Source organism: Roseivirga spongicola (genome assembly GCF_001592965.1).
Taxonomy (GTDB): domain Bacteria; phylum Bacteroidota; class Bacteroidia; order Cytophagales; family Cyclobacteriaceae; genus Roseivirga; species Roseivirga spongicola.
On record NZ_LRPC01000028.1, the window covers coordinates 228,388 to 255,233 of the forward strand.

The 26,846-nt window shown below is 41.8% G+C and carries 14 protein-coding genes; 10 read left to right on the top strand and 4 right to left on the bottom strand.

Going from position 1 to position 26,846, the window contains the following annotated elements:
- The first annotated feature begins 23 nt into the window (after positions 1-23).
- Both AWW68_RS13020 and AWW68_RS13030 read left to right on the top strand, forming a co-directional pair.
- Complete coding sequence (locus tag AWW68_RS13020; protein ID WP_068221730.1) at positions 24-3,146, top strand: UvrD-helicase domain-containing protein; 3,123 nt, start codon at positions 24-26, stop codon at positions 3,144-3,146.
- Positions 3,147-3,549: 403 nt separating this feature from the next.
- Positions 3,550-6,384 (top strand): PD-(D/E)XK nuclease family protein, encoded by a 2,835-nt coding sequence (locus tag AWW68_RS13030; protein WP_068221735.1) that lies wholly within the window; start codon positions 3,550-3,552, stop codon positions 6,382-6,384.
- A 231-nt stretch (positions 6,385-6,615) separates the two neighbouring features.
- Here AWW68_RS13030 and AWW68_RS13035 read toward each other — a convergent pair whose 3' ends face one another.
- On the bottom strand, positions 6,616-7,965 hold the full coding sequence (locus tag AWW68_RS13035) for a serine hydrolase domain-containing protein (protein WP_068221737.1): 1,350 nt from the start codon (positions 7,963-7,965) through the stop codon (positions 6,616-6,618).
- A 377-nt stretch (positions 7,966-8,342) separates the two neighbouring features.
- Between AWW68_RS13035 and AWW68_RS13040 the strand changes: the two genes are divergently transcribed.
- The 4 genes from AWW68_RS13040 (at position 8,343) to AWW68_RS13055 (ending at position 20,744) form a co-directional block, all read left to right on the top strand.
- On the top strand, positions 8,343-11,498 hold the full coding sequence (locus tag AWW68_RS13040) for a VPS10 domain-containing protein (RefSeq protein WP_245660238.1): 3,156 nt from the start codon (positions 8,343-8,345) through the stop codon (positions 11,496-11,498).
- Positions 11,499-11,725: 227 nt separating this feature from the next.
- Entirely contained in the window at positions 11,726-15,001 is a 3,276-nt protein-coding gene (locus tag AWW68_RS13045; RefSeq protein WP_084375682.1) for a WD40/YVTN/BNR-like repeat-containing protein, read from the top strand.
- A gap of 1,268 nt (positions 15,002-16,269) precedes the next feature.
- Entirely contained in the window at positions 16,270-19,023 is a 2,754-nt protein-coding gene (locus tag AWW68_RS13050) for a glycoside hydrolase family 3 N-terminal domain-containing protein (protein ID WP_221405999.1), read from the top strand.
- 257 nt (positions 19,024-19,280) lie between these two features.
- The gene (locus AWW68_RS13055; RefSeq protein WP_068224119.1) at positions 19,281-20,744 is read left to right on the top strand and encodes an alpha-L-fucosidase; all 1,464 of its coding nucleotides are present in this window, start codon (positions 19,281-19,283) and stop codon (positions 20,742-20,744) included.
- A gap of 235 nt (positions 20,745-20,979) precedes the next feature.
- Here AWW68_RS13055 and AWW68_RS13060 read toward each other — a convergent pair whose 3' ends face one another.
- Both AWW68_RS13060 and AWW68_RS13065 read right to left on the bottom strand, forming a co-directional pair.
- The gene (locus AWW68_RS13060) at positions 20,980-21,777 is read right to left on the bottom strand and encodes a DUF3050 domain-containing protein (protein ID WP_068221741.1); all 798 of its coding nucleotides are present in this window, start codon (positions 21,775-21,777) and stop codon (positions 20,980-20,982) included.
- A gap of 80 nt (positions 21,778-21,857) precedes the next feature.
- Positions 21,858-22,601 (bottom strand): sulfite exporter TauE/SafE family protein, encoded by a 744-nt coding sequence (locus tag AWW68_RS13065; RefSeq protein WP_068221743.1) that lies wholly within the window; start codon positions 22,599-22,601, stop codon positions 21,858-21,860.
- 187 nt (positions 22,602-22,788) lie between these two features.
- Here AWW68_RS13065 and AWW68_RS13070 point away from each other — a divergent pair, with 187 nt between their 5' ends.
- From AWW68_RS13070 to AWW68_RS13085, 4 genes are all read left to right on the top strand, one after another.
- Entirely contained in the window at positions 22,789-23,016 is a 228-nt protein-coding gene (locus AWW68_RS13070) for an addiction module protein (protein ID WP_068221745.1), read from the top strand.
- Positions 23,009-23,302, top strand: coding sequence for a type II toxin-antitoxin system RelE/ParE family toxin (locus AWW68_RS20490; protein WP_068221747.1), 294 nt, complete (start codon positions 23,009-23,011; stop codon positions 23,300-23,302). The genes AWW68_RS13070 and AWW68_RS20490 overlap by 8 nt, the downstream gene beginning before the upstream one ends.
- Before the next feature lie 177 nt (positions 23,303-23,479).
- Positions 23,480-24,814 (top strand): KamA family radical SAM protein, encoded by a 1,335-nt coding sequence (locus tag AWW68_RS13080; protein ID WP_068221750.1) that lies wholly within the window; start codon positions 23,480-23,482, stop codon positions 24,812-24,814.
- A gap of 232 nt (positions 24,815-25,046) precedes the next feature.
- Positions 25,047-25,523 carry a hypothetical protein gene (locus AWW68_RS13085; protein ID WP_068221752.1) on the top strand — a complete coding sequence of 159 codons (477 nt, stop codon included), beginning with the start codon at positions 25,047-25,049 and terminating at the stop codon, positions 25,521-25,523.
- Between the two features lie 58 nt (positions 25,524-25,581).
- Here AWW68_RS13085 and AWW68_RS13090 read toward each other — a convergent pair whose 3' ends face one another.
- Positions 25,582-26,712 carry a lycopene cyclase family protein gene (locus tag AWW68_RS13090; RefSeq protein WP_068221754.1) on the bottom strand — a complete coding sequence of 377 codons (1,131 nt, stop codon included), beginning with the start codon at positions 26,710-26,712 and terminating at the stop codon, positions 25,582-25,584.
- Positions 26,713-26,846: the final 134 nt, after the last annotated feature.

Genomic DNA, 26,846 nt, shown 5'->3' on the forward strand with positions numbered 1-26,846 from the left:
TTTCAAGTCAAACAAATACCCATTTGGCTTTAACTGTTTACAAATCATCTGCAGGTTCAGGAAAGACCTTTACGCTAGTAAAAGAGTACATCAAACTACTGATTGCTAACCCTCAGGATTACAGGCATATTCTGGCTATTACTTTTACCAATAAGGCGACTGAGGAAATGAAATCTCGGATTCTTCGGAATCTGGAAGAACTAGCATCGGGCGAAACTTCTGATTTGGAGAAAGTCCTGATTTCTGAATTCGAAGGAAGGTTCGATGTAAGTCAGATAGCTGCCAGAGCGAATGAAGCCTACGACTTGATCATTCACAACTACAGCCGTTTTGAGGTTTCTACCATAGATAGTTTCTTTTCCAGGGTGTTGAAGTCCTTTGCTAGGGAACTGAATTTGCCTTTAAGCTATGAGGTGGAAATGAACCAAGATCTCGCCTTGAATGAAACCATCGATAACCTGTTCCGAGAGCTGGACGATCAGCCTGAGATCAAAAACTGGCTCACTCAGTATTCTAAAGATCAGGTCGAAAATGACAAAAGCTGGAATGTAGACCAGCAGATTCAGAAGTTAGGAAAGAACCTCTTTAAAGAGGAGTTTCAAGATGGGTTCAACGACCAGAAGGTTGAATTAGCCTCGCTGAAAAACCTGATTGAAAGCTTAAAGAAAGAAATCAAAACCTTTGAGAAAACAGCTAAATCATTTGCGAATAAAGCCTTTGAGGTGTTGAGTCAAAACGGGTTGACTGCGGCAGATTTTCATTACGGAACGTCAGGAGCCATTGCCGCTTTCTATGCGCTGGATAAAGGCGACTTTGAAATCGACACGAAGAAGAGGTTTCTTCAGACACTGGATGGAGAAATGCAGTGGGGAGCCAAAAAGAGTCCAAATTTTGAATTGGCCTGTCAGCTAGGAGAATCCGACTTGCACTATATCGGAACAGATGCTTTGGCCTTCGTCACTAAAGAACGAAAACATTATAATACGGCCAGAGCCATTCTCAAAAATATCTATGCTTTTGGTTTGTTGGAATCGCTTCATCAAAAACTAAAGGACTATCGCGATGAGCACAATGTGATGCTCATTTCTGATACCAATATCATTCTCAAAGAAGTGCTTCGCGAAGCCGATGCTCCTTTCATCTTTGAGAAACTCGGAAGTTTCTACAAACATATCATGATCGATGAGTTTCAGGACACTTCCAACTTCCAGTGGTTCAACCTAAAACCGTTAATCATCAATGCCTTGTCTGAGGGGCATGAAGTGCTGATTGTTGGGGATGTAAAGCAGTCAATTTATCGTTTCAGGGGAGGAAACATGCGACTGCTCTTGAGTCAGATTAAAGAAGAATTGGGGCTGTTTTATCCGAATGAAGCAGATAGAAACTTATCAGACAACTATCGCAGCTTAAGCGAGATTGTCAATTTCAACAATGCACTTTTCGATCGGCTGCCTTCTGCGTTAAGGGAGAATGACTCACTGACCGAAAGCAACCTTTTTGAGTTGGCCTTCGAAGGTCATGCTCAGGATATTAAGAAGCAAAAAGGTGGCTTTGTAAATATGAAGTTCTTTGAGGCAGAGGGCTGGAAGGACTTGGCTATTGATAACTTGGTAGAGAATATCAGGCAAAATCAGGACAAAAGCTACGGACTGAAAGATATGCTGATTCTCGTGAATAGAAATAGCGAAATCTCAGACGTGGCCAACCGATTGATGCTGGAGCAAATTCCATTCATCAATGGTGATTCGCTAAAACTACAGCAGAGCGATTTGGTCATGTTTGTGCTCGAATTGCTAGGCTATTTGCAGTCAGGAAAAGACGAAGTTCAGACACTAAGTCTAATCATCCTTTACAAGAGATTAACAGGTCAGGATTATTCAGAAGCCTTACTAACTTCCAAAAAACAAAGACTTACCTTGGAAAAAGCTGGTTTTCCACCAGAATTTACTCAGCAGACTCATTCCCTAAAACAGCAGTCGCTTTTCGACCTGGTTTGCGTGCTCCTGATCATTTTCGACCTGAAGGAGAGCGCGGACATCTACCTTCAACAGTTGCTTGATTTAGTGTTGGAACAGACCCAGAAAGGCCGAAACTCCATCGCTAGTTTTCTCGAGTGGTGGGAGAAGGAAGGAGAAAATCAGACCGTAAGCACCAGCGAGCAAACCAATGCCATTCGGATTCTTTCAATTCACAAATCGAAAGGTCTAGAGTCGCCAATCGTTTTTATTCCATTCACCAGTTGGGATTTGCTCCCAAGGCCTACCATACATCAATTCTGGACCAAGCATGTGCCGCCAGAATATGCTGAACTGAAATACATTCCTTTAGACTTCAGTAAGGGACTCCTTACAGACTCCTATTTCGAAAACGATTATTATAAAGAGGCAGAGGAAAGCGCTTTGGATATTCTCAACAAGACTTATGTGGCTTTTACCAGACCTAGAGAAAAGCTCTACTTATCGGCACCACAAACCAAGCCAGGAACAGCTCAAATTCATCAGTTGATGATTGGTTTGCTGGAAGAAGCAGGTTTGCAGAAGTCGGAAGAATCTGATTACATCCAGTTTTCCCTAGGTGAAGATCACGTGAAGGTTGGAAAGGCAGAAACGCATCAAGCGAGTGAGGTTTTGAAAATATATCCTGCAACCTCATTTCTCGATCAGCTGTCCATCCGAAACGACTCGGACCGATTCTTTATGCTTCAAGAAACAGAGCAGGCCAAGAATATCACCCTCGGAAATCAGGTGCATGATGTGCTGTCAGAGATCCGTGTGAGAGAAGATTTGCCTATTGTTCTCAGGCAAAGACTGCAGTCAGGTGAAATGAGTAGGGAGGTGGTAAACCAAGTGGAAGAACGGATTGAAAAATTGTTCGCGCAAGAGCAGATTGACGCTTGGTTTTCGGACGAATATGAAGTCTACAATGAAAGAAGTATTTGGTTCGAAGGGCGGGAGCACCAACCAGATCGATTGCTCTTCAAAGGAAATGAAGCAGTAGTGATAGACTACAAAAAGGAAATTGAAAGTGATAGCCACCATGCTCAAGTGCATCGATATATGCGAGCCATTCAAGCCATGGGCTTTGAAAAGGTTTCTGGTTATCTAATTTATGTTGAACCTGTTTTGGTGAAGGAGGTGGAGAGATGAAGAGTTTAACTCATGCAGGTTCCTTGCCAAGGGGACAAGAGAAGTGCAAGAAGACACTTCAACAGTCTCCATTGATTGATACAGAAGCTAAAATGGCTAGCGCGAATTATTCCCCCTTTTTTGAAAAGGGGGCTAGGGGGATTAGATTCAGAAACCAATCCTCCCAACCTCCTTCGCCAAGGAGGAGTGTCACTGCTAGAATCCGTCTGTTTAATTCCATAAGCTTGATTAATATCAATTTCAGTGCGAACCATTCCCCCTTTAGAAAGGGGGATACGGGAATTTTATCACCCCTAACCCCTCCTAAAACAGGTGGGGAATTGGAAGTGCAAGAGGGGAGTTTCTCGATCTCCAACTACATAGAAAGCTTACTAAATCAAGTACCAAGAAAGGAGGTTTTATCATGCTAACCTTCCACCAAAATCTTGTTGAGCAGATATCCGCAGAGCAGCTTCCTGAGTTGAAGAACCATTGTTTTGTCTTTCCTACTAAGCGGGGAGGAGTGTTCTTCAAACGAGCATTGTTGGACAAATATGGAGATCAGAATTTCATGCTTCCTGCCATCTTCAGTGTAGAAGAATTCGTGCAGCGAATGACGGGAATGACCATCACCGATGAGTTGACACTGCTTTTCCATCTGTACAAAATCTACCAGTCGAAAGACAAAGACCTAGAGTTTGACGATTTCTATGCCTGGGGTAAAATCATCCTCAAAGATTATGATGAGATCGACAGGTATATGGCTGATGCCAAAAAGATTTATTCTGCACTACAAGACATTAAGGAAATCGATAATGTCTTCGGATATAATGATGAGTTTCGGGAGATCATTGCTCGTTACAGAACCCTAACTGAAAAGAATGAGAAGACTAAACTGCTCACTGAATTCCTGAAAATATGGAAGGAAGTAGGAGCGGTGTATGAGGTCTACCAGGAGGAACTGGCGAAAGAAGAAAAGGCCTATGGCGGAATGCTCTATCGTAATCTGGCCAATGTACTTTCACAGGAGAATTTCGATCACCATTTTGCTCAATATCATTTCTGCGGATTCAATGCATTGTCTAAAGCGGAGGAGATAATTTTCGATGCTTTGGTGAAGGCAGGAAAAGCACAGTTATACTGGGATTTAGACGGTTACTATGTAGAAGAGAAACAGGAAGAAGCCGGAGATTTCCTTCGAGATTATCTAATTAAATGGCCAAACAGTGTGCTTTTCGATGCGAACTCACTGGAAGAGCCAAAGCAAATCACTTTGCATTCTGTACCACAGAATATGGCTCAGGCTCAGTTGGCAGCTCAGAAAGTGACTGAGCTTTTGGATGCTGGAGCTAAGCCTGAAGAAACTGCGGTTGTTCTTGCCGATGAAAAGCTGCTGATTCCGCTGCTCTATAGCATGCCGATGCAGCGACATAAAGTCAACGTTACGATGGGTTATCCCATGAAGGCCACGGTGGTATTTGACTTTGTGTTGAGTTATTTGGAACTGGTTAGAAAAGCACAGCTGAGAGATGGCGAGTTGGTTTTTCATGTCTATGATTTCCGACCTTTCCTTTCCAACGCTTATGCTGCCGTTTTTGAACCTGAAGTATATCAGCAATTGAACCAGTGGTTTTTGGTAGAGAAGCGCACTAGAGTATTAAAAAGTGAGGTAATAGAGAAATTGAATTCTCTGGAGTTGAAGTCGCTTTTAAGTTCAAAACTCGATTGGACAAGCATCTACAACTCTCTGAAGTCATATCTCACTTCTGTTTTTTACCACTTTAAGGAGACTGATAGCGGAACCACAGATCAGGAGTTTATCTACTTCTTTTTGAAGTCGTTGAATCAGCTGAATGACTATTTGCAAGACCGTCAGGATTTCAGCCTGAAGCTTATCAGGAAAATCATTCAGGAGCATTTCAGGGCAGCTAAGATTCCATTTGAAGGTGAACCAGTCAGAGGTGTTCAGGTCATGGGCTTTCTAGAAACCAGAACGTTGGACTTTAAACATCTAATAGTGGTTTCGGCCAATGAAGGCAAATTGCCAACTGCAAGGACGCTCAACTCTTACGTGCCGTATGGACTCAGAAGAGTTTTCGAATTACCGACTTTTGAAGAGCAAGATGCCATTTATGCCTATCACTTTAAGCGATTGATTCAGAGAGCTGAAGAGATTCACTTTGTTTATGACAATACAACTCAAGGCGATTCAACAGGGGAGAAGAGTCGGTTTATTCTGCAACGGTTAAAGCGTTATAAAAACCTGCCTCATTATACTGTTCAAAGTCAGAATTACGAGGGGTTGGTACCCAATGTGCAAACTGATGTTTCGGTTCAGGTTGAGAAAGGCGAAGATGTCATTAATCTGCTGAAGCGATTTACGGTGGAAGCTGAAGATGGTAAATTCCTTTCTCCAACATCTCTTACCAATTACATTACTTGTCCACTGAAATTCTACTTGAAGAATGTAGCCAGTTTCAAAGAATTGGAGGATGTTGGGGAAGATATTGATGCCCGAAATTTGGGGATTGTCGTTCACGAGGTGCTCGAATACCTGTATCAACAGTGGGTGGGGAGAGAAATTGGTTCTGAGCAAATCAAGCTCCTGAAATCTCAGGTTGAAAAGCAGTTGATCGATTCCTTAAAGCGCAATAAAATCGTGCAGGATAATCAGCAGCTAACAGGACGAGATTTGGTAACCAAAGAGGTAATGGAACAACTGATTCAGAAGGTGCTCGATCTGGATATAGCCGATGCACCATTCAAGGTTGTAGGCCTCGAGCAGGAAGGTTATGAGCAGTTGGTTTCAATCCCAAATGTGGGAACAGCAAGAATCAGCGGAACCATTGACCGTGTGGATGAGAAAGATGGTGTACTCAGAATTACCGATTACAAAACCGGTAAGGTGGATTTTGTACCTAAAGGCAGACCTGCTAAATCTGACGAAGAAATTCTAGAAACCCACTTCCAAGACCCGAAATACAAGTCCGGTTTTCAGGCTTATCTGTATGCTGTTTTGGTTCGTCCACATGTAGAGAAACCAATCAAAGTCGGTATCACCACAATGAAGAGCCTGAGCCAAGGAACGCAATGGCTCAAGAATGGTCAGACGCTCGCTGATCAAGAAATAGAAGCCTTTGGCGGTCGGGTGAATAGTCTGGTTCGGGAAATATTCAATCCTGAAATTCCTTTCGCTCAAACCGATGATTTGGAGCGCTGTGGCTACTGTGAATTTGCCAAGATTTGTAAGAGGGTGTAATCTCTCATTTTTTCAACCGACCATGGAGAAGGGGTTTATCTAATTACTTCTTGGCCGATTCTTCGATAAACTCAGAATGAAAAAGTAGGCTCTGAACTCCATGGTTACTACTTTTCCATCCCGAGCATAGTGGAGGGATCTGCCTAGTTATTTTCATATATGAGTACGATCCATAGAACGGAAGAAACTACTAGAAGCACTCAATTTATAAATTGGCGACAGCCGGGGGATTTACTTCTTCACAAAAACAAACTCTCCACCACCTTGCAGTAATGTAAAACGCTTTTGATCTAAATCGAACTTCATGGTAATGCCAGCGGGAATGAATTTAAAAGTATCGTTTTCGTAACTGTCTAAATTGAAAGCTGATTGGCCATCGGCTTGGGCCATTAAACTACCATTCTCTTCCCAAACCTTAATGTTCATTTGAATTTGGCTGTTAGAATAGGTACCGCTGAAGGCTTTAAGTTCTTCGGCTGTACGTTTAACTGGTTTTTCTGAAAAATTGGGAGCGTCAAAAGGTTTGCCAAACCAATTACTCAAAACTCCCAAAGCTATGTTGTTAAAGCTGTAATCAGATAATGCATTAGCCAACATTACAACTGTTGTTTTGGAGTCTGGAAAATAAGCCAAGCTGGACTCAAAGCCGTCTATTGAACCGTTGTGTCCGAAGGCCATTTGTGAATAGAAAGGGAAAACCATCATGCCTTTTCCTAACCCATCCTTTATTTCTTTCATCTGCTCCAAGCTTTTATCGGATATTAATTTCCCAGTGAATAAGGCGTTGATAAAAGCTGATAAATCTGCTGTGTTTGATACAATAGCTCCTGCGCCTAACGGTATTCCCATATTGGTTTCACTGGCCTTCGCCCATTTATTGTTAGAAACACTGAACTTGTAAGAATATGCCTCGTTTTTGGTAGGGTCAATTTCACTTCCGTAGAATGTGTTTTTGAGTTTGAGAGGTGCAGTAATTCCTTGAGTAAGGAGTTGATCAAAGGTCTTTTGCGTTGTTTTTTCAAGAATTTTGCTCAGTAAATAGTAGTTTGAATTAGAGTATGAGGTTTGTGTCTTTGGTTGTATTTCAACCTTCATGCTTTTAATGATTTTTAAGACTTCTGATTCACTAAGGCCCGATTCCATTTTTGCTATATATTCTCCTGTATTAGTGAAATTGGGAATTCCACTCCTGTGTTCTAGCATGTCGGAGATGGTAATTTTCTCGGAATTACTTATTTCTGGATAGTAATCGGATAGAGGTGTATCTAAACTTAAAAGCCCTTTTTCTATTGTTTGAAACGTAAGAACAGCGGTGAACATCTTGCTGATAGAACCAATTCTAAATCGAGTATCGGTATTCAGCTTTTTTCCATTTTGCACGTCAGCATATCCGCTTGCTTTAATGTATTGTTGTTCGCCATTTTCATAAATAGCCACCACGCCCATAAACTTGTTATGCTTATCTAGTGTGGTTAGAAACTCATTAATGCCGGAGACTTTTTGTGATTGACCAAAAGCCGTTACCGAAACCAATAGAGTAAGTATAAGAGTGTAGAGCTGTTTAATAGATTGAGTTTTCATCGCTATAAAATTTTTAAGATAACCTGACCAAATGTATACTTTGAAGAAGTGATAATATCTTTAGAAATCACTGCTTTAAATGATGAGCTATTCATAAAAGTCAATTAGAGGTTATATATATGCCTGAGGTAGCCCAGATTCATTCTATAAGAAAAAATCATTCAAGGGATTAAGTCATTGGGCATTACGGATTAGATGAGTCCATCTCCTAAAGGATAATTACCTATACGTCAATAATATAATTTATTCTGAATATTGTAATATAGAGCTTGTGGCTTCTCAATAGAGCCACTTACCACTTATCTAAAAGGCCTCCCGTAGGTTTGAGTTAATTGCTACTTTTTGAGTTTCGGAAATCAACCATAAAGCAATTAAAAATGACTAGAAACAATTTTTTGAAGTCTTTTGGTGGCGCATTATTCGTTATGCTGTGCTTTGCAGCCTCAACGTTATCAGCCCAAACCATCGACTTCTCCAAAATGGAGTCACTCAAGCCAAGGAACATTGGACCAGCAGGAATGAGTGGTAGAATTACATCGGTAGATGTAATTAGAAGTAGCCCAGAGATTATATATGCAGGTTCTGCTTCAGGCGGACTTTGGAAGTCTGAAAGTGGCGGCCTAAGCTGGGAGCCTATTTTCGATTCAGAATTACCCCTTTCAATAGGAGCCGTAACACTTAGCCAGAAAAACCCAGATGTTATTTGGGTGGGAACTGGTGAAGGTAACCCAAGAAACAGTTTAACAGGCGGTTATGGAGTGTATAAAAGTATAGATGCTGGAATGACCTGGCAGCTGATGGGCTTGGAAAAGACTCGTAACATTCACAGAATAATTATTCATCCAGACGATCCTAATACGGTTTTTGTAGGTGCTATTGGTTCGCCTTGGGGTGACCATGAGGAGCGCGGTGTGTATAAAACTACCAATGGCGGTGAGACTTGGGAGAAGATTCTCTATGTAGATCAAATGACTGGAGTGGCCGATATGGTGATGGATCCTTCTAATCCAGATAAGATTCTTGTAAACATGTGGCAACATAGAAGAGAGCCTTGGTTCTTTACTTCTGGCGGTCCAAGCTCAGGCTTGTACATGACACTTGACGGAGGTAAGACTTGGACCAAACAAACGCCAGAGAAAAATGGCTTGCCAGAAGGCGATTTGGGTAGAATGGGACTTGCCTTTGCGGAGAATAAGCCAAATAGAGTATATGCGCTTATCGAAGCAAAAAAGAACGCCCTTTATCAGTCGAACGATGGCGGTCATACATGGAAAATGGTCAACAATAAATCGGAAATTGGTAACAGACCTTTCTACTACTTCGATATTTACGTAGACCCAACCAATGAAAATAGGCTATACACTATTTTCAGCAATGTAAACGTGAGTGAAGATGGAGGGAAGTCTTTTGAAAGACTTATTCCCAATGGCCTGATTCACGTAGATAACCATGCTTTGTACATTAATCCAGACGATCCAAAATACATGATTTTGGGTAACGATGGTGGTTTGCACATTACCAGAGATATGGGTAAAACCTGGCAGTTTGTGGAAAATCTTCCGCTTAGCCAGTACTACCATATTGCAGTAGACAATGAGCTGCCATACAATGTGTATGGAGGAATGCAAGACAACGGAACTTGGACTGGCCCAGCCTATAAATGGGTAAGCGGAGGTTTGAGAAATGATTACTATCAGCCTCTACTTGGAGGTGATGGCTTCGATGCTCTACCAGATATTGATGATTCAAGATACGGCTATGCCATGTCTCAACAAGGAAATGTGGTGCGTTACGATAAGCTGACCGGAAATACTAAGTCTGTCAAGCCAATGCATCCAGACCCAGACATGAAGCTTCGATTTAACTGGAACTCGCCAATAGCTCAAGATCCTTTCGACAATAACGTTATCTACTTTGGTAGTCAGTTTGTGCACAGAAGCCCAGATAAGGGAGATAGTTGGGATGTTATTTCACCAGACCTAAGTACAAATGATACCACTAAGCAAAGACAAAATGAAAGCGGTGGCTTGACCATAGATGCCACAGGTGCAGAGAACCACACTACCGTTTTGGCTATTGAGCCTAGCCCTGTAGAGCAAGGTGTAATTTGGGCTGGAACCGATGACGGTAACCTTCAAATAACTAGAGATGGTGGTCAGACTTGGACTAACGTAATTAAGAATATTAAAGGTGTGCCAGCAGGTAGCTGGATTCCTCAAATCCGTGCTTCCAAATACAATAAAGGAGAGGCAGTAGTGGTCATCAATAACTACAGAAGGTTCGATTTTAAACCGTATGTATTTATGACAAAGAACTACGGTAAATCTTGGGAGTCACTGGTAGACGAAGAAGATGTATTTGGTTATGCTTTGTCTTTCATCCAAGACCCAGTTGAACCTAATTTGATGTTCTTAGGAACAGAGCACGGTCTTTACATATCAATAGACGGTGCTAAAAACTGGACTAAGTTTAACAACGGATATCCGAACGTTTCTACAATGGATTTAGCCATTCAAGAAAGGGAGTCAGATTTGGTAATTGGTACTTTTGGTAGAGCTATTTATGTGTTAGATGACATTCAACCATTAAGAGTTCTTGCTAAAAATGGTCAGAACGATGTACTTAAAAGTTCTGTAACACTAGTGCCAACTAAAACGGCTTATCAGGTGAGTTCAAGGGCCGGAAATGGACAGAGACACCCTGGTAGTGCTACTTTTGCAGGCGAAAATAGGCCCTACGGTTTTGCAGAGATTAAATTCTTCGCAAATACTGGAATGGATGATAACGCTAAGAAGAAGCAAAAGGCCAAAATCGAAATCCTAGATATGAATGGGAACTTGATTAGAGATTTTGAATCCAATATTGAAAACGGTTTGAATGTAGCCAGATGGAGATTCGATGAAAATGCTCCTGAGCAAGAAGGTGCTAGTAATCAAGGTGGTATTTCAAGATTCTTAAGGCAAGGAACACCAGCATTACCCGGTACTTACAAGGTAAAGGTTACTGTTAATGGTGAGTCTGATGAAACTTCGTTGGAATACAAAACAGATCCGAGAGAGGATATTTCAATGGAAGTTTTGGTGGCTAAAAGAGATATGTTGAAGCAGATAGGAGAGGTTTCTCGAGAGGTTGCTTCAATGTCTTCTAAGCTAGCTGAAGATTTGAAAACCGTGCAAAGTGTTCTAGATGCACTTAAAGGTAAGAATGGCGAAGAATATGCCGAGTTGAAGAAGAAAAGTAACGAAACCAAAAAAGAGCTAGAAGAGATTCAGGCACTTATAGGGAGTAGTAGTAGAGGATTTTGGGGTAGCTCAGATGGGCCAACTCCGCTTATCTCACATGTTTTCTCGGCAATGAGGTCTGTAAGCGGTACTAATGATATGCCTGGTAGAACTCAGAAGATGCTGATGGAAAGAATTGAAAAGCAGCAAGCCGAGGTTCAACAGAAAATGGATAGTTGGTATACTAGTAATTGGAATGCTTACCTGAATGCTGTAAAAGCAGTGAACTTCTCTCCAATAGGTAGTAAGTAGTTTAGTTAAGAAAAATTGTAAAGAGGCTACCTCAAAACATTGTCAATTATGGCAAGTCGTTTTTGAGGGAGCCTCTTTTTTGTTACCCTTAAGAAAGGGTTGATCAATCGCCTTAAACCAATAAGTGACTTGTTTTGGTCAACAATTGACCATTCATACCATTTTCCTTCAGCAGACTAAACTTTTGAATTACTTATCTGTCCAAATTCAAATCAACCTTAATTAAAATGCAAAGACTAGAAATTACTGCATTCCGAAAGATTAGCAAAATGATCTTCGGATTCGTTGTTCTGGCTGTGTCCGTTACACTTAACGCACAGCAAGTAGACTTCAGCAAAATGGAGTCGCTTAAACCAAGGAGTATAGGACCTGCCAATATGAGTGGTAGGGTTACATCAATAGATGTAGTTAGAACACAACCAGACGTTATTTACGCAGGTTCGGCCTCAGGTGGCCTCTGGAAGTCTGAAAGTGGTGGAATTGCTTGGGAGCCTATTTTCGATAATGAGCTTCCTCTTTCTATTGGTGCAGTGGCTGTGAGCCAAAAAAATCCAGATGTAGTATGGGTGGGAACTGGTGAAGGTAACCCAAGAAATAGTTTAACAGGTGGTTACGGTGTGTATAGAAGTTTAGACGCTGGTAAAACCTGGGAGCTGATGGGGCTAGAAAAAACCAGAAATGTTCACAGAATAATCATCCACCCAGACGATCCGAATACAGTTTACATTGGTGCTATTGGTTCTCCCTGGGGAGATCATGAAGAAAGAGGTGTTTTTAAAACAACCGATGGTGGAGAAACTTGGAAAAAGATTCTCTATGTAGATAAAATGACAGGTGTTGGCGATATGGTGATGGATCCAGCTAACCCTAATAAGATTTTGGTGAACATGTGGCAACACAGAAGAGAACCTTGGTTCTTTACTTCTGGTGGCCCAAGTTCTGGACTTTACATGACCTTAGATGGAGGTAAAAATTGGACCAAACAGTCGGCAGAAAAGAATGGCTTGCCAGAAGGAGATCTTGGAAGAATGGGACTTGCCTTCGCAACTAACAACCCAAATAGAGTTTATGCTCTAATTGAAGCCAAGCAGAATGCACTTTATCGTTCAGACGATGGTGGTTTCAATTGGGAAATGATCAACAAAAATAGAGACATTGGAAACAGACCTTTCTATTACTATGACATCTATGTAGACCCGAAGAACGAAAACCGTGTTTACAGCATTTTCACCAATGTTCATAGGAGTGAAGATGGTGGTAAGTCTTTTGAAAACATTATTGGCCGAAACCTCATTCACGTAGATAATCATGCCTTATATATTCACCCAGATAACCCCAAGTATATGCTTTTGGGTAACGATGGTGGCTTAGCCATTACCCGAGATATGGGTAAAACTTGGCAGTTTATTGAGAACCTTCCATTAGGTCAGTTCTATCATATTGAGGTAGATAATGAATTTCCTTACAATGTGTATGGAGGTTTACAAGATAATGGTACTTATACTGGGCCTGCCTATGTATTGACTAACGAAGGAATAAGGAATGACTATTTCTTGCCAATTGGTGGCGGAGATGGTTTTGACGTAGTGTCAGATCCAGACGATTCTCGCTATGGTTATGCTATGTCTCAACAAGGATATGTGTTTAGATACGACAAAGTTACTGGTAGAAGTAGCTATATCAGACCTACCCATGAAGACCCTAAAGTAAAACTTAGGTTTAACTGGAATGCAGCTATCGCTCAAGATCCATTCGATAATAGCACCATATACTTCGGTAGTCAGTTTGTACACAAGAGTACAGATAAAGGAAGTAACTGGAAGGTAATTTCTCCAGACCTTACTACTAATGATACCACCAAGCAGCAACAAGATAAAAGTGGTGGACTAACCATTGATGCTACTGGTGCAGAAAACCATACAACTATATTAGCTATTGAGCCTAGCCCAACTGAAAAAGGTGTAATCTGGGCAGGAACAGATGATGGTAATATTCAGATTACTAGAGATGGTGGCACCACTTGGACCAATGTTGGAGGCAATTTAAAAGGAGTACCTGCTGGTAGTTGGGTGGCTCAAATTAAGGCTTCTAGGTACAACAATGGTGAGGCAGTGGCAGTCATAAATAACTACAGAAGGTTCGACTTTAAACCTTACTTGTTAAGAACAAAGAACTATGGTAAAACATGGGAGCATCTAGTAGACGAAAATGATGTCTTTGGTTATTCACTTTCCTTCGTTCAAGACCCAGTTGAGCCAAACTTGATGTTCTATGGAACAGAACACGGCTTGTACATAACAATAGATGGTGCTAAAACTTGGAGCAAATTCAATAATGGTTACCCAAGTGTTTCTACCATGGACATGGTGATTCAAGAGAGAGAAAGCGATTTAGTAATCGGAACTTTCGGAAGGTCAATCTGGATTCTTGATGATATCAACCCATTGAGAGTATTGGCTTCTAAAGGGCAGAAAGAAGTAATGGACGCCAGTGTAACTGCTATTCCGGCCGTAACTGCCTATCAAGTGAGTACCAGATCGGCTCATGGACCTGCAAACCCGGGTAATGCCACTTTTGAAGGAGAGAATAGAAGAAACGGAATAGCATCTATCAAGTTCTTTGCTAAGAAACCAGAAACTCCTCAGAGGCCAAATAGAGAGGCTAACGCTAACGGAGCGCCTGTAAGAGGCCAGTTTGCCGAAGGCCAAGGAGGCAGAGGTGGACAAGGAAGACCTGGTGCAGCCGGTGGTAGAGCAAGAGGCCCTCAAGCTAAAATCGAAATATTTAACCAAGCTGGTGAACTTATTAAAGACTTTGAAATACCTGTAGAAGATGGTCTTAACGTGGCTACATGGAGATTCGATGAGAACATACCAGGTCAGGAAGACGAACCTCAAGGAGGAAACAACAGGTTCAGGTTTGGCGGTAGTGTACCTGCTTTGCCTGGTACTTATAAGGTGAAGATTACTGTAGGTGGAGAGTCAGATGAAACTACGCTAGAGTATAAAATGGACCCTAGGGAAGAGTATGTAATGAGCAACCTCATTGCGAGAAGAGACTTCCTAAGAGATATCTCAGTGATCAATAATGAGGTTACAAAAATGTCAGGTAAAATCTCTGAAGATATCGAGTCGGTAGATAAAGTGATTAAAGCTTTAGAAGGCAAAAGGGGTGAAGAGTACAACCAACTCAGAACCAAAAGCAATGACATAAAAAAGGAGATGGAAGAACTTCAAGGGCTTATTGGCCGTGGAGGTAGAGGCTTCTTTGGTGGCGGAAGTGGCGATGGTCCAACTCCGTTGCAAACAGAGGTGTTCACGCTTTTAAGAGCCGTGAGTGGTTCTTACGATGCACCAGTGCAAGCTCAAAAAACTTCATTGAAGCAAATTGAAGACAGACGTAAAGAATTACAGCAGAAAATGGATGCTTGGTACGCTGAAAACTGGAGTGCATACCTTTCCGCTGTAAAAGATGTGAGCTTTGCTCCTATAGGTACTAATTAGTGATTGAGAGTGTTGATTGATGATTAAAGAGGGGGTGCGTGCCCCTTTTTTTATTGGTCGCAAAAGGAGTTAAAACTATGGACTTTAGTGCATTTCGCTTTAGCTTCTAAAAAGCCTCTTGGAATTTACGATGTACTCCCCGATAGTGCTCGGGGTTTGATTGACGTCAATCGTAAATCTAATCCCACAAACTTTCGGGACGTACATTTTCTAAGTCGGCCATTCAAAGCCACTTTCAGATGCTTCTAAAACTATGGTGCTTTCAGTCCATATTGGTTTATTTATAGGAGTTTTTTGTCTCTTCCAATATTATCGAGGAATCAATCCAGTTCAGTTTTTAGGTAGAAAACTCCTGATAATTCACCTATTTATAAACCCAGCAGAAGCCAATTCCCCTCCTGATTCAGGAGGGGGTAGGGGTGGTTTTTCTCCGGTCATAGCCTTCTCGCTTTTGTTGGTCTTGTGACCGACAAACCACTAACCAGTGCTCACCTGTGGTAAGTACTTTTCTTACAGTCTTTGTTCATGTTGTAACCAACAAACCATTGAAATCAGCTAGTTGGAGACAACTTCTATGAGGGGTAAATTTTTGGGTGCATATAAAACCTGTCCCATTAGGGACAGAATTTAGGTAGCCATATAGATTGTGATATTTAGATGTGCCTTTAGGTACATCATATTTTGTACCTAAAGGCACAAAAGGGTTCGGTATCATTCCAGTTCTACCAATATGTAGTCCCTAAAGGGACATGGGAATCAGTTTTTCTATGCCGTCAGATGGCTATCAGCAAGCTAGAGATCGGCCTAATTCCATTACCTGTTGAGTATCGTATTTGATTTAACCATCTATAAACACAGAAGAAGCCAATTCCCCTCCTGATTCAGGAGGGGTTAGGGGTGGTGGTCGCTCCAGCCTTTGTCGGTCTTGTGACCAACAAACCATTGAAACGAACTCATTGAAGACAACTCCAACGAGGGGTAAAGAAATCTAAACTGTTGTTTTCATCCCGAGTTTACTGAGGGATCGACCCAGTTTAGTTTTATATAAAAAGCTTAAATAATTCAGAAGTCTATAAACCCAGCATAGGCTAATTCCCCTTCTGATTCAGGAAGAGTTAGTGGTGGTTTTTCTTCGAACCAGTTTCCACACTTAAGCTAGAAAATGTAGATTAGACAATTACTAAAATCTCATCATGGTACGAAGCAGACTACTAACCGTTTTTGTATTACTTTTTTCCTTTCGACTTTCTCAGCTCAAGCCTTTGTTGATGACAATATCAACAAACATCAATACCCAGATAGCTCGTTTCGCCTTTGTTGGTCTTGTGACCAACAAACTATTGAAATTAGTTCGTTGGAGACAACTCCAACGAGGGCTAAAATTATTGATGCTTATTACACTATTTGCGTTCTCTCCAGCCTTGGCGCAGCAATACCCATATCAAAACGCTAAGCTTCCAGTAGAAGAACGGGTAAAAGACCTGCTTTCTCGCATGAGTCTGGAAGAAAAGGTGCGCCAGATGGATATGTATGACGGTGCCAAACTCAAGGAAAACGAAGCGCTGAAACGCTCTGCCGTAGAAACAACCTTTAGCGATGGTCTAGGTGTAGGCTCCATCCACGATCTCTACCCGAGAAATGCCAAAGACATTAACGATTTGCAGAAGTATGTAATTGAGCACAATCGCTGGGGCATTCCTGCCATCATTTTCTGTGAGTTTTTGCATGGCTATACAGGTGAAGGAAGTACAGCTTTCCCTATGAATATTGGCTTAGGTGCTACCTGGGATGCCGATTTAATGAAACGTGTGGGCGAAGTAATAGGCATGGAAGGCCGTGCGCATGGCGTGCACTTCGGTTTAGGTCCCAATTTGGATTTAGGACGCGAACCTCGTTGGGGTAGAATTGCAGAAACCTTGGGTGAAGACACGCATTTGTCAGCTACTTTAGGAACGGCATTGGTTCAGGGAATTCAAGGGGATGACCTCACTAAAAACACAGCCATGGTGGCTGAACCAAAGCACTTTGCAGTGCATGGTTCACCAGAAGCTGGAGGAAACTCAGGCCCGATTCTCTATGGTGAAAGATCGGTAAGGACAGACTTTTTGCCGGTTTTCCGAAAAGCTTTTCAGGAAGGTGGCGCCTTGGGAACCATGGCCGCTTATTCGGAGATCGATGGAGTGCCAATGGCTTCCAACCAGCATTTGCTGACGGAGATTTTACGTAACGAATGGGGCTTTAAAGGCATTGTGGTTTCCGATCTTGGTGCTATCAAGTTTTTGCAGACTAGTCACCGATCTACTGCTTCGCCTAGAGAGTCTATCAAAGCGGCAATTTCTGCTGGTATCGATATGCAGTTCTATGATTTCCCGAACAAGCAATATCAAGAAACCATTATCGATTTGGTAAAGTCTGGTGAAATGGATGTGGCTCATGTAGATAGAGCTGCATCGGGTGTATTGCGACTGAAGTTTATGCTCGGCCTGTTCGAGAATCCATATACCGCGCAGGCTTTGATCGATGACAGACATCATTCTGAAGGTAATCAGCAGGTGGCTTTGGAAGCTGCGCTGAAGTCGATGGTGTTGCTGAAGAATGAAGATAATTTGCTGCCGCTGAACAAAGGAATGAAGAAAGTGGCGGTGCTAGGGCCGTTGGCCAATGAGTCAGTTTTAGGTGGCTATTCTGTAAAAGGAGCTAAAGCCATCACGGTATTTGACGGAGTAAAGCAGTATTTGGGAAGTACGGCTACTGTTCAATACGAAGTAGGAATTCCTCTGATCTACAAAGGGCAAACAGTGCCTTCGGCCAATCTTCTGACTCCTGATAAATCTAAGAAAGGACTGAAAGCTACCTTCTTCAATAATCGTGATTTAGAAGGTGAGCCAGTGCTCACCAGAATCGATGAGCAAGTTGGTTTTGAATGGGAAGAATCTCCCGGTGAAGGAGTGAATGCTGACCATTTCTCCATTCGTTGGGAAGGTTGGTTGGTGCCTGATACTGACTTTGAAGGTTGGGTTGGGGTCAGTTCTGATGATGGCGTACGACTGGAAGTAGACGGCCAAATGGTGATCGACAACTGGCGCAAAGGAGCCACCAATATTGAAACCGCACCTATGAGCTTTAAGGCAGGTCAGGAATACAAAATTGTGCTCGATATGTGGGAGGGAGGATATGGAGCTAAGGCTTTCCTACTTTGGAACAAGGAAAAGCCCGACTATTCTAAAGCCGTTAATCTGGCGAAATCCTCAGAAGTTGCCATTGTGGTGTTGGGTGAAACCCCTGAGTTGGTAGAGGAAAACAAGGATGTTTCTAGTCTAGATTTATACGGACTGCAAGAAGACTTTCTTAATGAGATCTTGGCTACAGGTACGCCTGTGGTTGCTGTGGTTTACAATGGCCGACCGCTAAGCATTACCGGACTGCAGCAAAAAGTGCCTGCTATTCTGGAAGCGTGGTTTCCGGGAGAAAAGGGTGGAATGGCTGTAGCTCAGACCTTATTCGGAGACGCTAACCCAAGTGGAAAGCTACCAGTGACTTTCCCTAGAAATGTTGGTCAGTTGCCGATGTATTACAGCTCCAAACCAACCCGTAACCACCGCTATGTCGATGAGAAAATTACTTCGCTCTATCCATTTGGCTATGGCTTAAGCTACACCACTTTTGAATACAAAAACTTGAAGATAGAAACTGTAGGTGATGCGCAAGTGACGGTTACCGTAGAACTCACTAACACTGGAGATCGTGCCGGAGAAGAAGTAGCTCAGCTTTATGTAACGGATGTTTATAGCTCAGTAACCACAGCTGTTAAATCACTCAAAGCCTTTGAGCGCGTGGCCCTACAGCCGGGAGAATCTAAGCTCATTACTTTTCAGTTACAGCCAGAAGACCTCGCCCTTTGGAACCGTGAAATGAAAAGGGTAGTAGAAGCTGGCCAGTTTAGAGTGCAAGTTGGTGGCAACTCAGCAGAAGGTTTAAGAGAGAGTTTTGAAGTGAAGGAAGAGATTCAGCTAGGAAATTAGAAGTCTTCCTTTTTTTTGCTGTCATTCCCGCGTAGGCGGGAATCTCCCAAGGATGGCACCGAAGCCCCCATCTCCTGTCTTCCCCCATAGGAGGAAGACGGTACTGTGTGCATCTAAGAGCAGTATCGTTTAATTCTAGCGGAATATGCCGTCCCTCTCTCCCGAGGCTTTAGGAGGACGGAGATGGATATTTCATGGTCAATTTTCGGTCACATTTCCGCTTTAGTACTATATTCAAGGCTCAAGCCGAAACTAAAATGAAAAACTACTTCCTTGCCCTAATTCTCCTTGTTACCGTATTTTCGTGTCAGGAGCCTGCAAGTCCGCCTGCTGCGGTAGAGCCACTACCTTCGCCTGAGCAACTGGCTTGGCAAGAATTGGAGTATTACGCTTTTGTACACTTCAACATGAATACCTTCACCGATATGGAGTGGGGCTATGGCGATGAACCTGCAAGTAGTTTCAACCCAACAGAATTGGATACACGCCAATGGGCGAGAGTGGCCAAAGAGGCCGGAATGAAGGGCATAATCCTTACAGCCAAGCATCACGATGGTTTCTCCTTATGGCCAACGGCTTATTCGGAGCATTCCGTGAAGAACAGTCCTTGGAAAGATGGTCAAGGCGATGTGGTGGCCGAATTGGCCGAAGCTTGCAAAGAATACGGTTTGAAAATGGGGATTTACCTTTCTCCATGGGACAGAAACCATGCGCAGTATGGCAACCCTGAATATGTGACCTACTACAGAAATCAGGTGAAGGAATTGCTCACCAACTATGGTGATATCTTCGAGTTTTGGGTAGATGGAGCCAATGGTGGTGATGGCTACTATGGAGGGGCTAACGAAACCCGAAATGTAGATAGAACTACTTATTACGACTGGGATAGCACTTTTGCCTTGGTAAAGTCGCTTCAGCCAGAGATCATCATTTTCAGTGATGGTGGCCCAGGAACCCGTTGGGTGGGCAACGAAAACGGATTTGCCGGAGAAACCAATTGGTCGAGCTTTAGAGCAGAGCAATTTGCTCCGGGAGTTGGCCCGTATCAAGAGTCACAATTCGGTCATGAAGATGGAACCTATTGGGTGCCAGCAGAGGCCGATGTTTCTATTCGTCCGGGATGGTATTACCATGAGGCTGAGGATGACAAAGTGAAGAGTTTGAGCCACCTGCTCGACATCTATTACAAGTCGGTGGGAAGAAACGCTAACCTGCTGCTCAACCTTCCAGTTGACAGAAGAGGCTTAGTGCATGAAAATGATGTTGCCGTTCTAATGGAATTCAGAAAGGTTCTGGACGAAACCTTCGATGATAATTTGGCTGTTCAAGCGAAGGCTACAGCCAGTACGGAAAGAGGGAAAGGCTTTGAAGCAACTCAAGCTATAGATAGTTCAACAGAAACCTATTGGTCAACTCCTGATGGAGAGATTCAATCTACTTTGACTATAGATTTTGATGAGGCCATCACTTTCAATCGCCTGATGCTGCAAGAGTATATTGCGCTTGGTCAAAGAGTTAAGGCTTTTGAAGTTTGGGCGAAAGAAGGAGAGGGGTACGTAAAGGTAGATACTCAAACCACAATCGGCTATAAGAGAATCCTCAGATTGGATGATATCACCACTAGCTCGATTCAAATCCGAATCCTCGATGCCAAGGCCGTTCCAACCATTTCGAATCTTGGGGTTTACTTGGCAGAGAGTGAGCCGGCTGTTGCTGAATAACCCGGAGATTCTTCGCTCCGCTCTGAATGGCGGTTACAGATGCATTTCCGTCTAAGTCATTCTGAACGCAGAGAAGAATCTTATCCACAAGCAAAGACTTGCAAGGCCTGATAAGATGCTTCGTACCTCAGTATGACCCCTAAATCCCCTAAAGGGGACTTTAGCTTTATCAGTTCGAAATCTTCATTCTTTCACCCTTTAGGGCAGGGGTAGAATCTTCAATTGAAAACTAGGCCTAAACCACCTCAGCCAATTCTTCATAATTCTTACTAATCTTATCAGCTATAGCATCCCACAGGGCAATGCGCACGCGAAGGGCATCTTTAGCAATTTCGACTACTTCATTCCACTTTTGTTCTTCATCACCGCAGAGTTCTGCAATCATTTTAAGCGCTAGTGGGCCATGGTCGCCACCATCGAGCTCAATATGTCTTTTCAGGTAGTAAGTCAACTTACTGTATGAAGCAGCTTCGTCTTTTTCTTCAGCCGCTTTCACAATTTCGAAGAACATATCTGGGATCAAATCTTCTCTGCCAAAGGTAAATGCAGAAGCAATCAGGTGTGGTTTTCCGCTTTCAATTACATCGAAGGTAAATCGGAGAAAGCGAACCACCGCATCGTTCATCTTTAGCTTTTCTTGGATTTCAGCTAGGTTGTTGCCTGAACGTACAAACTCAATGAATTGTGAAATCTTTAAAGTGCTAGCACCCACCTGATCCATCGCATCGAGATACATCTCAAAGTGGCTCATGTAGTTACCATCTTCGTCCACATCGCTTTCTTCTTCTAATACGATTTCATTGATAAAGCGGGTCAAAGACGGATTATACTTAGGAGTCCATGGAATGGTAGTTCCTGTAAGTTCAACTTGCAGACCCTTTAGTAGCGACATAAAATCCCAAACTGCATAAACATGATGCTCCATAAAGAGCTTAATGTCTTCTATGCTATTGAGTCTATCGTAAAGTGGGTGGTTTTTAAGTTGGTCTGTGTAAGGTTGAAGTTCTCTTTCGATCCAATGCTTCTGCTCCATAACTTCATTTTAAATATAACATCCTAATTACGTGTTCAACTGTATTGTTGGATGTTGAAGGTGAAAATTTCGGGGCGAAATTAACTAAAGAAAATCAAGATTGCACCCGCGCCAGTCATTAACAAAATGAACTTGCGGAAAAGTTCATCGTTCACCCTTTTTAGAATTTTCACACCAAAGAAAAGACCGAGAAAAATAGCAGGTACAAAGACCATACTCACCTGAATGGTTTCCCAATTAATGGTGCCCCAACTGAAAATATGAAAAGGTACTTTGAACAGGTTGATGATGAGGAAGAGCCAAGCGGTTGTGCCGATAAAAGCGTCTTTAGGTAGCCTCATGGCTAAAAAGAAAATGTTGGCGAATGAACCTGCCAAATTCCCGACCATGGTAGTGAAACCTGCCGTGAGGCCCATTATTCCCGCAAATGAAATATGTTGAGGTACGTTTTTAGATTTTCGTCTGTCCCACCAAACCATCATGATCACGGAAACTAAGATGACGATCGCCATTCCTTTTCTGAAGGCATATTCAGGCATTTGGTCGCCAACAAGAGTGCCAATGACTACACCAGCCATCATAAATGGCATTAGGCGCAAGAGATATTTCCATTTTGCATGCCGATTGTAATAGATCACCGCGAATATATCTCCAACAATAAGCATAGGAAGCAGAATGCCGGTAGAAGCTTTTGCTTCGAACACCAAAACCATCAATGCTACTATAATAATGCTGATGCCTTTAATACCCGACTTGGAGAGCCCAAGAATAAAGGCTGCTGTAGCTACGGTGGCAATGTCTATTAGGCTAAGGTTGGCTAGCATAGTGCGAAGATAGGGAGTAAGTTCAAGGTTTTAAGTTTGAAAAGTTCAATGATGAGGAGTGATGTCAAGAATATTGGTTGTGCGGCTGTCATAATAAAGGAGAAAGCATATTGAGGAGAATTTAATCGGTAGGAAGGCTAACCGAGCTACTGAATAACGTATATTTACTATAGTAGAAAATAATAATATGACGCAGATAACTTTGACAGATGAAAATCTAAACCTTAGCAAAACTAGTTTTGAGACTGCTGAAGACTTAATTCTCGAGTTAATGAAAGTTAAGCATGAGCAGTTTGAGCTTAGCTCTGAGCATATTAGGATTATAAAAGAAAGAGAACGTGAGGCTGATGAATCTAAGGAGCCTGGTAAATCTTGGGAAGAAGTAAGAGCGAGCCTTAGAAGAAGAAATGGTTAGGCTTACTGTTAGGCCATTAGCTCAGAATGATATTCAAGGTATAATTGATTATTATGATGAAATAAATCCAGAAATCTCAGAAAATTTCTTGAACGACCTAGAATCGACAATTTCCAATATTAAAAGTCTCCCTAAAGGTTACCAGAGAAGAATTGGTGACGTGAGAATTTCTTTCTTAAAGAGGTTCCCCTTTGGGGTTTTCTATAAAATCTACCCTAGTAGCATTACAATAATTGCTATTTTACATACATCTCAAGATTCTAGTAAGTGGTTAATTGGTAGGTGAGTTTATCAAATACTCATTTAATCATTTCATAACCCTTAAAATCTCATTAAGCATAGCCGTTCCACATGATTTTATTACTTTCGCATGTTTCGAAGACTAACTCGAGATCGCAGCTGTATAGGGCTCTTTCTTTTTTCGGTCTCTAGTCTTCTTTGTTGAATAGGTAAAATCTTTCCCATGGATCAAAAAGAATATCAGGCTTATGCCTTGCATAGCTTTCATAAAATGCCCCAATACAACTACCTCACCGAGGAGCAGAAGTTTAATATTAGGGTGGTAGGTAATGTACTTCCGTTTAAGGTTAATAATTATGTTTTAGATGAGCTAATCGACTGGAGCGATGTGGAAAACGATCCTATTTTTCAGCTAACTTTTCCTCAGAAAGGAATGCTCTCTAAGCCTCACTTTAACAAAGTGGCGAGCATGGTTGAAGCTGGGATGGATAAGTATGCCATGCGAGATGAGATTAATAAAATTAGACAAGAATTAAACCCTCATCCGGCTGGTCAGCAGTCTAGCAATGTGCCTGAAATTGATGGGGTTAAGCTTACTGGTGTTCAGCATAAGTATAGAGAAACCATGCTCTTTTTTCCTAGAAAAGGGCAAACTTGTCACGCTTACTGTACTTTTTGTTTCAGGTGGCCTCAGTTTGTGGGAATGGACGACCTTAAATTTGCCATGAATGAGACCAGCCTCATTATTAAGTATATTAAAGCGAACCCACATATAACAGATATTCTTATTACTGGTGGTGACCCAATGGTTATGGCACCAGAAGTATTTGCTACCTATTTAAATGCCCTTTTAGACGCTGATCTACCCAATCTTCAGAATATCAGAATTGGTTCTAAGTCACTTACTTTTTGGCCTTACAAATACACCACAGACAAGGGTGCCGATAAGTTTTTGAAGTTGTTTGAAAAAGCTACGAAAGCAGGAAAGCACCTCACGTTTATGGCGCACTTCAATAATCCGGTAGAGATCTCTACTCCTACAGTGAAGAAAGCCATTCAGAATATCAGAAATACAGGTGCACAGATAAGAACACAAGCGCCTATAATGAAATACATCAATGATGATGCTGATGCTTGGGCTACTATGTGGAAAGAGCAGGTAAAGTTAGGCTGTGTACCGTATTACATGTTCATTGCCAGAGATACAGGCGCTCAAGATTACTTTGCGGTAAACCTTGAAAGGTGCTGGCAAATTTACAGAGAAGCTTATCAGAAGGTGAGTGGAATTGCCAGAACTGTTAGAGGGCCAAGTATGTCTGCCTCGCCAGGTAAGGTACAGGTTTTAGGCACTCAAGAAATACATGGAGAAAAAGTGTTTGTACTTAACTTTTTACAAGGAAGAAACCCAGACTGGGTTGGTAGACCGTTCTTCGCTAAGTATGATCCTCATGCGATTTGGCTTGATGAGTTAGAGCCAGCTTTTGGAGAAGAGAAGTTTTTCTTTGAAAAGGCGAAGGAGAACCAAAATATTTCTTCTACCGAGTTAAGCTATAATTAAGTAAAGTTCGCTGTCTCAAGAGCTAGTAATTTTGTAGGTTCTAATTCATTGGAAGCGCAAAAGATTATGATAACTAGCTTTTGAGACAGTGTTTTTTATGGAGTAAGCGAATTACCTAATTTGGTAAGAGAGTTGCCGAATTTCGGCATTCAGGTGTTCCACGAATATATTTCGAGAGTGGTTGAGCGACATTTGTTGTGTAAGATTTTACAACCAACAAAACAGCAAAACCATGAAAAAAATCCTCATCTCCGCCCTATTGATGGTGTTAGCACAAGCTGCTTTCAGTCAAACCTATTACAGAAAGAATTATAACCGAAGAGGCCAACAAAAAGCCATGACCTTTCAAGTGGCTCCAAGCGTGGTAGACTATAATGGTGCTAAATTTGGTTTTGGTATAGGAGCCAATTTCAAACAAGTACTTTCCTTTAATTACTTCCACACCAGAGATTATGGTGTTAATGAAGAAAAACCATACCTCGATAACCGATATGCTGGTTTTCATTTTAGCATTGCACAACCTATTGCTAAAAGTGTAGAGTTAGCCGCAGGTCTCAGAAAAGCCACTTTAAATGGCGAATGGCAGAAAACAATTTTAACTACTGAAGTAAGATTTAAATTCTCCGATAGCTGGAGGTTGGCCTTTGAGTATGGGCCAGGAAGTGAAATAGACTTAATGTCGGCTAGGCTGATGTTTAACCTTTATTAGACCCTCAACTAAATCGATTAGCTGTTTTTATATGGTAGTCCGTTGGGCTACCATTTTTTTATTTTCCAAGTTGATGAAAGAAAGCTTTACCAAAATCTATAATTGGAGTAGATGACATTATTTTGAGCTCTTCGGTCAAAGTGGTTTCTTCATCTAAAAAACGAAACATACTCTGTATGCCGTTCTTCTGAAATAAGTTTCCAAAAACCTCTCTGCCAGTGTATTTTTTGTCTGCTAAAATTTTTAAAAGAGTAGCGTCATATAGCTTGTATTTCAGGCTTTGGTGAGGAAGCTCATGGTCTGGTTTCTTTCCTGATATCAAATTCTTTACTACTCGCTCTAGAATTTGTTGAGCCCTCAGAAATGAATAGCCTGTAGACGCTTTGGCAAAGCCTCCTTTAATCCCAATATTAAACACCTTATCACTTTTTCGCAGTAAAAACTTATGATCAGTCATAGGAATAATGCCGTACTCTTCTTCAATCACCTCATAATTCTTAATTCTCAGCTGTTTAATATACGCATCGAGCCTATGTTCATATTCTGAATCGGAGAGTAGATGCTTATTGAAGAGGGTGTATTCAACTAGCGCTTCATTGGGTTTAAATGGCAGTACATAGCCAAACCGACAATCTCCCTCTTGATCTACCGAAAAATCCATATATGTGGCAGTGTCTATCTGGAAACAGTCTTCTTCAGTTCTAATTACCTTACCCTTAAAATGCTGCAAGATGGTGTTTGCATTAGAGGTTTGAAGAAGTTTTGGATCGAAGGTGCTATCAAAAACTAACTTTCCTTGATATGCATCATTTGTTGTTGTTACCTGTCCAGCATCTGTGATTTCAAGTACTTCATCCTGAACCCAGTATAGGTTTGAAGTATTGAGCTCTTGTTTCATGAACTCATAGAAATCTATACCTCGAATCATCTTGTAGGTATAGGGAGCTAACTCATATGTTTGAGACCAGGAGTTGGTGTTTACCGTGGCTTTTGACCAACTTTTGTAAACCAAGTGCTCTAACAAATTGCTGCCTTTTTCCCAGAAACTCCAAGTTCTGTCATTGGTGCTTTTTGAGTCTTTGTCGATTATTAGTATCGATTTTTCTCTATCTTCGTACTCCATCAGCAGATAAGCTAGCGTTAACCCAGCTGCTCCCGCTCCGGCTATGATGTAATGGAACTGCTTCATTTACACTTAAACTTACTGGTAATAACTGTGATTAGAGATTTTTGATTGACCTTATTAAGTCAGTTGCAAGAAATAATTAATTAATACCGTCTAAAGAATTGAGAAATAGCTCTTTAGATAAAACTTTTTAAATT